7 protein-coding genes are annotated in these 12,141 nt (G+C 66.1%); 5 read left to right on the forward strand and 2 right to left on the reverse strand.

Going from position 1 to position 12,141, the window contains the following annotated elements; all coding sequences use genetic code 11:
- Positions 1 to 123 precede the first annotated feature (123 nt).
- From AC1PLA_RS08720 to AC1PLA_RS08735, 4 genes are all read left to right on the forward strand, one after another.
- Positions 124 to 810, forward strand: a complete 687-nt coding sequence (locus AC1PLA_RS08720; RefSeq protein ID WP_047125576.1) for a DUF3011 domain-containing protein — start codon at positions 124 to 126, stop codon at positions 808 to 810.
- A 634-nt stretch (positions 811 to 1,444) separates the two neighbouring features.
- Positions 1,445 to 2,509, forward strand: a complete 1,065-nt coding sequence (gene mtnA, locus AC1PLA_RS08725; protein ID WP_349779977.1) for an S-methyl-5-thioribose-1-phosphate isomerase — start codon at positions 1,445 to 1,447, stop codon at positions 2,507 to 2,509.
- A 209-nt stretch (positions 2,510 to 2,718) separates the two neighbouring features.
- Positions 2,719 to 5,430: a DNA gyrase subunit A gene (gyrA, locus tag AC1PLA_RS08730; protein ID WP_481105992.1), complete on the forward strand. Its 2,712-nt coding sequence runs from the start codon at positions 2,719 to 2,721 to the stop codon at positions 5,428 to 5,430.
- 194 nt (positions 5,431 to 5,624) lie between these two features.
- Positions 5,625 to 8,102 carry a membrane-bound PQQ-dependent dehydrogenase, glucose/quinate/shikimate family gene (locus AC1PLA_RS08735; RefSeq protein WP_349779979.1) on the forward strand — a complete coding sequence of 826 codons (2,478 nt, stop codon included), beginning with the start codon at positions 5,625 to 5,627 and terminating at the stop codon, positions 8,100 to 8,102.
- 221 nt (positions 8,103 to 8,323) lie between these two features.
- On the opposite strand, the gene AC1PLA_RS08740 is transcribed toward AC1PLA_RS08735, so the two are convergent.
- Positions 8,324 to 9,052 (reverse strand): hypothetical protein, encoded by a 729-nt coding sequence (locus AC1PLA_RS08740; protein ID WP_039514302.1) that lies wholly within the window; start codon positions 9,050 to 9,052, stop codon positions 8,324 to 8,326.
- Between the two features lie 197 nt (positions 9,053 to 9,249).
- Between AC1PLA_RS08740 and AC1PLA_RS08745 the strand changes: the two genes are divergently transcribed.
- Positions 9,250 to 10,338 carry a hypothetical protein gene (locus AC1PLA_RS08745; RefSeq protein WP_481105993.1) on the forward strand — a complete coding sequence of 363 codons (1,089 nt, stop codon included), beginning with the start codon at positions 9,250 to 9,252 and terminating at the stop codon, positions 10,336 to 10,338.
- A gap of 133 nt (positions 10,339 to 10,471) precedes the next feature.
- Here AC1PLA_RS08745 and hutU read toward each other — a convergent pair whose 3' ends face one another.
- Positions 10,472 to 12,139, reverse strand: a complete 1,668-nt coding sequence (gene hutU, locus AC1PLA_RS08750; RefSeq protein ID WP_039527941.1) for a urocanate hydratase — start codon at positions 12,137 to 12,139, stop codon at positions 10,472 to 10,474.
- Between the last annotated feature and the right edge of the window lie 2 nt (positions 12,140 to 12,141).

Here is a 12,141-nt window from a genome sequence, read left to right on the forward strand (position 1 = left end):
GGCGCGCGCCCGGTGCCATCCCGCTGTCATCGCCACCGTATTGCTATCTTCACATCGATGATGCTCTCATCGTGGCGTCCACGGGGGCGCGGCGCAGAGTGTGTTTGGGTGAGGATTGTCGGCATGAAGTGGCTGATCAGCTTATGCGGTTTGTGGTGCTTGCCGCTGCTGATGCTGGCCGATGCGCGTGCGGCGGATCGCGCCGCCGGCGTCGTCCGTTGCGAGTCCAAGGACATGGCGCGCGTGCATTGTGCGATGGATACCGAGCACGGCGTCCAGCTGGTACGCCAGCTGTCCGAGACCAGTTGCATCCGTGGCAGCGAGTGGGACATCGAACGCGGTGGCGTCTGGGTCGAACAGGGCTGCCGTGCGGAGTTTGCGGCCGCGCGGGTGCTGAGCGCTCCGCAGATGCGCCGCGTGGTGCGCTGCGATTCCAACGGCGGCAAGGTGGTTTGCCCGGTGGTGCTGCGTGGTGCGCCGGTGCGCCTGCTGCGCCAGCGCTCGGTGTGGCCGTGCAAGGAAGGCCGCAGCTGGGGTGCGCGCCGTAACGAAATCTGGGTCTCGCGCGGCTGCGATGGCGAATTCGAGGTCGCTGCCGAGGACGGTTCCGGGTTCGTGGCCATGCCACGCATGGTGACCTGCGAATCGAAGAAGGGCGCACGCCGCACCTGCGGGATCTCGGTGGAGCGCCAGGTGCGGGTAGGCCGGCAGATCTCCAAGAAGGAATGCGTGGAAGGCCAGACCTGGGGCTGGAGCCGCGACGGCGTGTGGGTCAACGACGGCTGCCGCGCCGAGTTCATCGTCGACTGATGGAGTGACGAAACCGCTGCTCTCCATCGCGTAGGTGGGCGTAGCCGGCGCCGTGGCCCCGTCAGCACGCGACCAGGTTGGTGAGGGTGTCTAGCCCTCGACCAGCTCTGCTTGGAACATCCAGACCACGCTGAAGCTCAAGCTCCCAGTTCTCTTGAGATGTGATTGAACGGGGTGCGGATGCGTCGGGCGTGGAGCGGGCGATCTGTGGCTCGGTTGCAGGGCCCTTGCCCGCCCACCCTCGCGGGACACGCCGCAAGTACGTCCCTGTAGGCGCTTACGCGGCATCCATGCCGCGTAAGGTCCCGCGACGATAGGCGGGCAAGGACCCGTCGGTGTGGTCGGTGTGAGTGGTGCAGGCAGGGCGTGACGTGCGCTGGTTGGAGCACTGTGCGTCGGCCAGCTTCTCTTTACCTTGCCATCGCAAGCCGGGCAACAGAAAAGCGTTCAACACGCCACCTGCCAACTTCTCATCCGCCTCGCGCAGGCTGCGCAACAGGCTTCCAAGAAGCTGCCGGCCAACTCTCTGGCGCGGTGCGGACGCCGCGCACTCGACCAGCTCAGTAGCGACATCGCCAGCGGGCTGAGCGATGTGGCCACTGACTGGGCTGCCCGCGCGCCTTACAATGTCCGGATGAACGACAGCGCCCATATCGATTACGCCCGCTACGACCATATCCGCCCGCTGCTGTGGACGGGCGATGCCCTGGAACTGCTCGACCAGCGCAAGCTGCCCTTCGTGGTCGAGCATGTGCGTTGCGACACCAGCGATGCCGTGGCCGAGGCGATCCATTCGCTGGCCGTGCGCGGCGCGCCGGCGATCGGCATTGCGGCCGGGTGGGGCGTGGTGCTGGCGGCGCGCGACATCGTTGCCGACGACGGCAGTGCGGCCCTGCAGAAGCTCGAACCGGCGCTGTTGCGGCTCAATGCTGCGCGTCCGACCGCGGTCAACCTGGCCTGGGCGCTTATGCGCATGCGTCGCGTGCTGGGCGCTGCCGGTGCCGACTGGCGCGAGGTAATCGCGCGCGAGGCGCAGGCCATCGCTGACGAAGACCTGGCGGCCAACCGGCATATGGGCGCGCTGGGTGCGTCGTTGATCGAGACCGGCAGCGGCGTGCTGACCCATTGCAATACCGGTTCGCTGGCCACCGCCGGCTTCGGCACCGCGCTGGGCGTGATCCGTGCCGGCATGGCGCAGCAGCGCATCGCCAAGGTGTTTGCCGGCGAGACCCGGCCGTGGTTGCAGGGTGCGCGCCTGACGGTGTGGGAGCTGCAGCAGGATGGCATCGACGCGACCCTGATCGCCGATTCGGCCGCCGCGCATCTGATGAAGTCCGGGCTGGTGCAGTGGGTCATCGTCGGCGCCGACCGCATCTGCGCCAACGGCGATACCGCCAACAAGATCGGCACCTATCAGCTGGCGATCGCCGCGCGCCACCACGGCGTCAAATTCATGGTGGTGGCACCGTCGTCCACGGTGGACATGGACACCGCCAGCGGCGATCAGATCGAGATCGAGCAGCGCGATCCGGGCGAATTGTTCGGGATCGGCGGCGTGCGCACGGTGGCCGATGGCATCAACGCCTGGAATCCGGTGTTCGATGTCACCCCCGGCAGCCTGATCGATGCGATCGTCACCGAACGCGGGGTGATCGCGCAGCCGGACCTGGCCCGCATGCAGGCGGCGTTCGGCGGCTGAGGCCAGTGCGGCGCACTATCGCCGCATCGCCCCGCCAAAATCCTGCAAGTGCTTGTTTCTGGCCGGTAAACCGGCGGCATCGTGGTGCCCCTTCGTGATACAATCCGGGGCTTGAATCGATCGGCGGGAGCGTGGGGTCGGCAGCCCGTTGTCAGGGCGCCCCCGACGCGGCTTTCCGGCTCGCCCGCCACCTCACTTACGGAACCCGAATGGCAGAAACCGCCAAGGAAATCATCCAGGTCAATCTGGAAGACGAGATGCGCAAGAGCTATCTCGATTACGCGATGAGCGTGATCGTGGGCCGCGCACTCCCCGATGCCCGTGATGGCCTCAAACCCGTGCACCGTCGCGTCCTGTACGCCATGCACGAGCTGGGCGCACACAGCAACAAGGCCTACTTCAAGTCGGCGCGTATCGTCGGCGACGTCATCGGTAAATACCACCCGCACGGCGACCAGTCGGTGTACGACACGCTGGTGCGCATGGCGCAGCCGTTCTCGCTGCGCTACATGATGGTGGACGGCCAGGGTAACTTCGGTTCGGTCGATGGCGACTCCGCCGCGGCAATGCGTTACACCGAGTCGCGCATGTCGCGGCTGGCGCATGAGCTGATGGCCGACATCGACAAGGAAACCGTCGATTTCCAGCCCAATTACGACGAGAAGGAACAGGAACCGACGGTCATGCCGACCCGGTTCCCGAGCCTGCTGGTCAACGGCTCGGCCGGTATCGCGGTGGGCATGGCCACCAACATCCCGCCGCATAATCTGACCGAGGCGATCAACGCCTGCATCGCCTTGATCGACACGCCGGAGCTGGATGTCGAAGGCCTGATGGAATACATCCCTGGCCCGGATTTCCCCACCGCCGGCATCATCAACGGCACCGCCGGCATCGCTGCCGGTTACCGCACCGGCCGTGGCCGCGTGCGCATGCGCGCCAAGGCCGATGTGGAAGTGGCCGACAACGGCCGTGAAGCGATCATCGTCACCGAGATTCCGTATCAGGTGAACAAGGCGCGGCTGATCGAGAAGATCGCCGAGCTGGTCAAGGAAAAGAAGCTCGAAGGCATCAGCGAGTTGCGCGACGAGTCCGACAAGGACGGCATGCGCATCTACATCGAGGTCAAGCGCGGCGAGTCGGCCGAGGTTGTGCTCAACAACCTGTATCAGCAGACCCAGATGGAGTCGGTGTTCGGCATCAACATGGTGGCGCTGATCGACGGCCGCCCGCAGTTGATGAACCTCAAGCAGATGCTGCAGGCGTTCATCCGCCACCGCCGCGAAGTGGTGACCCGCCGCACCATCTTTGAGCTGCGCAAGGCGCGTGCGCGTGCGCACGTGCTGGAAGGCCTGACCGTCGCGTTGGCCAACATCGACGAGATGATCGAGCTGATCAAGACCTCGGCCAACCCGCAGGAAGCGCGCGAGCGCATGCTGGCCAAGACCTGGGAACCGGGTCTGGTCGGCGCGCTGCTGGGTGCTGCCGGTGCCGAAGCCTCCAAGCCGGAAGATCTGGCGCCGGGCGTGGGCCTGGCCAACGGCTTCTATCAGCTCAGTGAAGTGCAGGCCTCGCAGATCCTGGAAATGCGCCTGCATCGCCTGACCGGGTTGGAGCAGGAAAAGCTGACCGACGAGTACAAGCAGTTGCTCGAGGTCATCCAGGGCCTGATCCGCATCCTGGAAAACCCGGACGTGCTGCTGCAGGTGATCCGCGACGAGCTGATCAACATCCGCGAAGAGTACGGCGACGAACGTCGCACCGAAATCCGTCACAGCGAAGAAGATCTGGACATCCTGGACCTGATCTCGCCGGAAGACGTGGTGGTGACGCTCTCGCATGCCGGCTATGCCAAGCGCCAGCCGGTCAGCGCATATCGTGCGCAGCGCCGTGGTGGCCGCGGCCGGTCTGCGGCGGCGACCAAGGAAGAGGATTTCATCGACCAGCTGTGGCTGGTCAACACGCACGACACGCTGCTGACCTTCACCAGCAGCGGCAAGGTGTTCTGGCTGCCGGTGTACCAGTTGCCGGAGGCCGGCTCCAATGCGCGTGGCCGTCCGATCATCAACTGGATTCCGCTGGAACCCGGCGAGCGTGTGCAGGCGGTGCTGCCGGTGCGCGAGTACGCCGACAACCGCTATGTGTTCTTTGCCACGCGCAACGGCACGGTCAAGAAGACCCCGCTGAGCGAATTCGCGTTCCGCCTGGCACGCGGCAAGATCGCGATCAACCTCGATGAGGGCGATGCGCTGGTCGGTGTGGCCTTGACCGATGGCGACCGCGACGTGTTGTTGTTCGCCTCCAACGGCAAGACCGTGCGCTTTGGCGAATCCACCGTGCGTTCGATGGGCCGTACCGCCACCGGCGTGCGCGGCATCCGTCTGACCAAGGGTGAAGAGGTGGTCAGCCTGATCGTGGCCGAGCGTGCCGGCGGCGTTGAAGGCGATGTCGAGGACGAGGGTGTCGAGGACGTGGTGGAGAGCACGGATGGTGTCGAGGCGGAGGTGATCGACGTTGCCGAGAGCGACGACATGGCCTACATCCTCACCGCCACCGAGAACGGCTACGGCAAGCGCACCCCGCTGACCGAGTACCCGCGCAAGGGCCGTGGCACGCAGGGCGTGATCGGCATCCAGACCACCGAGCGCAACGGCAAGCTGGTGCGTGCGGTGCTGCTGGGCGCCACTGACGAAGTGCTGCTGATTTCCGATGGCGGTACGCTGGTGCGCACCCGCGGTTCGGAGATCTCGCGCGTGGGTCGCAATACCCAGGGCGTGACCTTGATCCGCTTGTCCAAGGGCGAAAAGCTGCAGGCGGTCGAACGCCTGGATGCCTCGCTGGATGAGGCCGAGGACGTGCTGGACGATGCAGCGGTTGCACCGGCAGCAAGTGCAGACGACCTGCCACCCACCGAAGCGTGATCGCATCTGGCGAGCAACGCAGCTGAAGAAAAACGCCGGCGCACAGCCGGCGTTTTTTATTGCACGCGGTGACATCTGCAACGCAGTGTTTTTCGACGGCGTTCGCAAAGAACGCGGTTTTTTCACCGCAGCGGGTCGAAGGTTGGGGGTGGTGCGGCGGCGTTGCGTCGCCGCAGATCGAAGAGGAACAACTGATGACGACATTGCATCGTCCTTCCCGTCGCGGCCACTGGGCGCTGGCGACGTTGGGAGGCGTGATTGGAGTGCTGGGCGCCGTGCTGCTGGCAGGCGGCGTGTGGCTGGCCGCGCTGGGCGGCTCCTGGTATTACGCGCCTGTGGGCGTGGCCTTGCTGATCGCCGGCGTGTTGCTGTTTCGCGGTCGCAATGCGGGCGCGTGGTGGTTTGCCGCAGTGGTGGCGGCGACGTTGCCGTGGACGTGGTGGGAATCGGGCAGCGACTACTGGCGTTGGGTACCGCGGCTGGGCTTGATCGTCGGCCTGGCGTTCGTGCTGGCGCTGCTGCTGCCGAAGCTGGAGCGCCCGGTGTCGCGCGCGGTGTCGCGCAGCGTGGCCGGCGTTCTGGCGGCGGTGTTCGTGGTGGCCTTCGCGCTCGCCTTCGTGCCGTTTGGGGTGACCGAGGCCGATGGCGCGCTGGCACACGCCGCCGGCATGGCCGCGGGCCTGGTCAAGCGCAGCGCGTCTGCAGCGCCGGCCGCCGCCGACGGGCAGCCGGGCAATGCGCCTGCCGACGACGACTGGGCCGCATATGGACGCAGCCAGGCCGGGCAGCGCTATTCGCCGCTGCAGCAGATCAACCGCGACAACGTTGCGCAATTGAAGCAGGCCTGGGTCTTCCACACCGGCGACCTGCCGAGCAAGCGCTGGGGTGCGGAAACCACGCCGTTGAAGGTGGGCGACAGCCTGTACCTGTGCACTGCGCGCAATCAGGTGATCGCGCTGGATGCCGCCAGTGGCAAGGAGCGTTGGCGTTACGATCCCAAGGTCAAGGATGAGGCGATTCCGTATACGGCCGCCTGCCGTGGTGTGTCGTACTACCAGGTGCCGGCGGCAGCCAATGAGGCCGCCGCAACGATGGCAACGGAGGGGGCGCCGCTGTGCCGCACGCGCATCATCGAAGGCACGCTGGATGGCCGCCTGATCGCGCTGGATGCGCGTAGCGGCAAGCCGTGCACGGACTTCGGCAACAACGGCCAGGTCGATATCACCGTCGGCATGGGGCAGACGCCGCCGGGTTATGTATCGATCAATTCGCCGCCCGCCATCGTGCGCGGGGTGGTGGTCACCGGCCATCAGGTGCTGGACGGGCAGAAGCGTTACGAGCCGTCCGGTGTGATCGAGGGCTTCGATGCGGTGACCGGCCAATTGCGCTGGGCCTGGGACATGACCCATCCGGACTGGAACGGCGCACCGCCGCCGGGCCAGACCTGGACGCGTGGCACGCCGAACATGTGGACCACCGCCGCGGCCGACGAACAGCTGGGCTATGTGTATCTGCCGATGGGCAACTCCACCGCCGATTACTGGAGCAGCTCGCGCACGCCGGAGGAGAATCGCTATGCGACCTCGCTGGTGGCACTGGATGTCACCACCGGCAAGCCGGTGTGGAATTTCCAGACCACGCATATCGATGCGTGGGATTACGACCTGGGCTCGCAGCCGAGCCTGATCGACTTCCCCAAGGACGGCGTCAACGTGCCGGCAGTGTTGTTGCCGAGCAAGCAGGGCGAGTTGTACGTGCTGGATCGGCGTACCGGCAAGCCGCTGGTCGGCGTGGAAGAACGCGCAGTGCCGGGCGGTGGCGTGGAGCCGCAGATGCGTGCCAAGACGCAGCCATTTTCGCTGTACCACACGCTACGCAAGCCGGATCTGACCGAGCGCGATATGTGGGGGATGACGCCGATCGATCAGCTGGTCTGCCGCATCCAGTTCCGCAAGGCCAGCTACAAAGGCATCTACACGCCGCCGGAAGCCGACCGCCATTCGATCGAATACCCTGGCTATAACGGCGGTTCGGACTGGGGCAGCGTGTCGGTGGATCCGCAGCGCGGCGTGATTGTGGCCAACTACAACGACATGCCCAACTACAACCTGCTGGTGCCGCGCGCCAAGGCCGACAAACTGGGCTGGGCACCGCGCGATGAAGCGCGCGGCGATGCAGGTGGCGCAGAAGGCGCGGGCGATCCGCAGGCCGGCACGCCGTACGCGATCAACGTCAACGCCGGCTGGCGCCTGCCGTTCACCAAGCTGCTGTGCAAGCAGCCGCCGTATGGGGGCATTCGTGCAATCGATCTGGCCAGCGGCAAGACGCTCTGGGACCGCCCGTTCGGCAGCGCACGCGGCAATGGTCCGTTCGGCATCCGCTCGGGTCTGCCGATCGAGATCGGCACGCCCAACAATGGCGGTTCGGTGGTGACGGCCAGTGGCTTGATCTTCATTGCCGCAGCCACCGACGACCTGATCCGCGCCATCGATCTGGCCACTGGCAAGGAGCTGTGGCATGCCAAGCTGCCGGCCGGCGGCCAGGCCAACCCGATGGTCTACGCCTACAACGGCCGCGAGTATCTGGTGATCATGGCCGGCGGCCACCACTTCATGGAAACGCCCGCAGGCGATGCCGTGGTGGCCTACGCGCTGCCGCAGCAGGCACCATGACGCAGGCAGCGGTCAAACCCGCCAACCAAGGCAGGCCGGCCATTCCCGAGGCCTGAAACGAAAAAAAGCGCACCGCAAGCGGTGCGCTTTTTTTTGGGCAATCGCATCACAGCAGTCGCTGCATCAGGAAGCGGTCAAACAGCATGCATCTACCTGTTGACCCAACAGAACCCCGCACCCACGCTCTTACGATTCCCGATTCCCGATTCCCGATTCCCGACTCACCCAACGTTAGCCGCAACCGCATCCTCCATCACCGCATCGCGCACATCCTGCGCCAGCGTCGCCTTGACGATGATCGAGCGGATGGCATCGGTGGCATCCGACAGCGGCACATCGCTGCTCAGGCGCTGGAAGGTGTCGCGGCTGTTGTAGCCTGACCCGTCCTTCAGATAATGGTCGTACATCGACAGCAGATCCTGGCAGGCGGTGATCAGCGCCGCGACGTTGCCGCGCAACAAGGCATAGCCGATCTGGTCGAAGCTGTGCAGGCAATCGGCCAGCCAATGCAGGTCGTAACGGGCGGTGGCCGGTTCCGGCGCAGTGTGGCCGCGGCTGTAGGCGCTGTAGCGGCGCAGGCTGCGTGCCACCCGTGCGACGTGCGCGAACAACGTGCCGATCTCGTTGGCGATATCCAGCCGCTGCACCATCACCATCGGAATCACCTGGCTGTCGGCAGCCGGCGCCTGTTCGGCGGCCGTCTGTTCCTGCTGCTCCAGCGATTGCTTGAGGACGGTGTAGCTGCGCTGCAGCGATTCCAGCTCCAGCACGCTGGCGGCCGCACGCGCCTTCGCCTGCGAGAGCGCAGCCTGGTAGCGGGCTAGGCTGTCCTGGGTGCTGGCGAGCTGGCCGGATTCGGCACGCAGCTGGCGGCCACGCACGAACGCCAGCACGGTGGCAATCAGCGCCCAGAGCGCGAATGCAGGCACCAGGTAGATCAAGATGCCCATGGAGATCCCTCGAAACGTTGCATACCTTGTCGGCCTGCATGCGGCGGACTTGAGGGCAATCGTCGAGAATGTGATGGGCAACGATGTCCTCGCTTGCAACCCGACGCCGGAAGCTCTCGCGCCCCCTGACCAAAGGCACGTGGCGGGCGGTATCCCGGCATGCTCGAATCAGCGCACTCGCCAGCCCGGAGCCTTGCATGCGCAGATGGATCGATCGCTGGCCGCCAACGCTGCGGCGCGTCCGCTCAGCCGGACTGATCTGGGTCGTGATGTGTGCCACCGCGCATGCCGCGCCAGCCATGCCGTCATCGGCACCCGTGCAGGTGGGTTACAGCGAGGCCACGGATCTGTTCAACCTGCTGGATAACCTGTCGGACTGGTTGCCGGGCTATACGGCGCCCGTGTATCGCAGCTATTTCGAAACCCATGGCGGGCTGGACCCGGCCGATCGTGCAGCGCTTGTGGCCTACGCAGCTTTCCGTCGGCGCACCTCGGGGCTGGCAAAGGACGACGATCTGGAGGTGCTCGACCGTGTGTTTGCGCCAGATGCCACCCGTGAGGTGGATCCTTTTTCCCGGCATTTCCTCGGGAACGCGGGATTCGAGGCGTCAGCGGATGCCGCCATTGCCGAGCAGTCGGCAGACGACCAGGCGATGTTGCGCGCGTACTTTGCCCGCTTCGTTCCGCGCGCCAGGCGCGTGGTCGCCGTTGCACCGCGTTTCGAGCAACAGGCGCGCGAGCTGGACGAGGAACTGTCCAACTCCGCCGTTTCGCGGTTGGCAGCGCAGATGCGGGCGTTCTTTGCGGTGCCGGAGCCTGCGGTGTTCCAGGCAAGATTCGTCTGGTGGCCGGAGCCGGACACCACTCAGGCCAAGGTGCGCGGACGCACCATGCTGCTGTATTCGCAGCATGATGCGCGTGCCGGCACGGCCTCGATGGACTGGGCGCCGATCGTGTTGCATGAGTTGAGTCATTACCTGTCTGCGGGGCAGCCCTTGGCGCGCAAACGCATGCTCGCTGCCAACTTCGTGCGGCTGTGTCCGGGTGCGGCCACCTTGCGTAACCCGCTCAACGCGCTGGAAGAGCCCTTGGCGATCTACTGGGGACAGTACCGATTCGAGCAGGCAGTGCGCGGGCGTTCGCTGCCGCCGTCGTCGCAGTGGTACATCCAGGCGGACGCCGATCGGGCGGCGAAGGCGATCGCAGCGGCCTATCCAGCAAGCGGTGCGACACCGGTGCTCGATGACAGCGCATTGCTGGCCGCTGCTGCATCGGCCTGCAAGTAGACCGTGATGGAGCTGGAAGCCGTCGGCAGAACGCGGCAGATCGTCGTCGCCTGCTGCGGACGCTGCGCCCACAACCGGTGATCTCCGCGTGCGGCGTGCACGCGGTCGACGAAACAGCCGGGGCCTAGAATCCTCAGCCGAGAATGCCCGGCAAATCCAGGCCTTTTTGCTTCGCGCAGTCGGTGGCGATGGCGTAGCCGGCATCGGCGTGGCGCATCACGCCGGTGGCCGGGTCGTTCCAGAGCACGCGCTCCAGGCGTCTGTCGGCCGCCTCGCTGCCGTCGCAGACGATGACCATGCCGGCGTGTTGCGAGAAGCCCATGCCGACGCCGCCGCCGTGATGCAGCGACACCCAGGTCGCACCGGACGCGGTGTTGAGCAGGGCGTTGAGCAGCGGCCAGTCGGAGACCGCATCCGAGCCGTCGGCCATGGCTTCGGTCTCGCGGTTGGGCGAGGCGACGCTGCCCGAATCCAGATGATCGCGGCCGATCACCACCGGCGCCTTCAGTTCACCACTGCGCACCATCGCATTGAAGGCCAGGCCGAGCCGATGGCGGTCGCCCAGACCGACCCAGCAGATCCGCGCAGGCAGGCCCTGGAAGGCGATCTTTTCGGCAGCCATGTCCAGCCAGCGATGCAGATGCGCATCGTCGGGGATGAGCTCCTTGACCTTGGCATCGGTCTTGGCGATGTCGTCCGGATCGCCACTGAGCGCGACCCAGCGGAACGGGCCGATACCGCGGCAGAACAGCGGCCGGATGTAGGCGGGCACGAAGCCGGGGAAATCGAACGCATTGTCGACGCCGGCCTCCAGCGCCATCTGGCGCAGGTTGTTGCCGTAATCGACGGTGGGCACGCCGAGTGCGTGGAAGGTGAGCATGGCGCGGATGTGGTTGGCCATCGAGTCGCGCGCGGCCGCTTCCACCTCCTTCGGCGCGCTCACGCGTTTCGCGTCCCATTCCTCCACCGTCCAGCCCTGCGGCAGGTAGCCGTTGATCGGGTCGTGCGCGGAGGTCTGGTCGGTCAGCAGGTCCGGCTTGACCCCGCGTAGCAGCAGTTCGTCCAGCACGTCTGCGACATTGCCGAGCAGGCCGACCGACAGCGGTTTCTTCGCCGTGCACGATTCCTCGATCAGGCGCAGCGCTTCGTCCAGGTCGTCGGTCCAGGTGTCCAAGTAGCCGGTGCGCAGCCGCATGTCGATGCTGGAACGGCGGCATTCCACCGCCAGGCACGAGGCGCCGGCCATCACCGCGGCCAGCGGCTGCGCGCCGCCCATGCCGCCCAGGCCACCGGTGAACAGCCACTTGCCGGCCAGGCTACCGCCGTAATGCTGGCGGCCCATTTCCACGAAGGTTTCGTAGGTGCCTTGCACGATGCCCTGCGCGCCGATGTAGATCCAGCTGCCGGCGGTCATCTGGCCGTACATCGCCAGACCCTTGCGATCGAGTTCGTTGAAATGCTCCCAGCTGGCCCAGCGCGGCACCAGGTTGGAGTTGGCGATCAGCACCCGCGGCGCATCGGCATGCGTGCGGAACACCCCGACCGGCTTGCCGGACTGCACCAGCAGGGTCTGGTCGTCGTCCAGGCGGGTCAGCGCGGCGACGATCGCATCGAAGGATTCCCAGTCGCGCGCGGCGCGGCCGATCCCGCCATAGACCACCAGTTCCTGCGGACGCTCGGCCACGTCCGGGTCCAGGTTGTTCATCAGCATGCGCAGCGGCGCTTCGGTGAGCCAGCTTTTTGCGGTGAGCGTGGTGCCGGTGGCGGCGCGGATGACGCGGGTTGCATCGTGACGGGTCATGC

It is taken from the genome of Xanthomonas sp. NCPPB 1826, assembly GCF_056725285.1.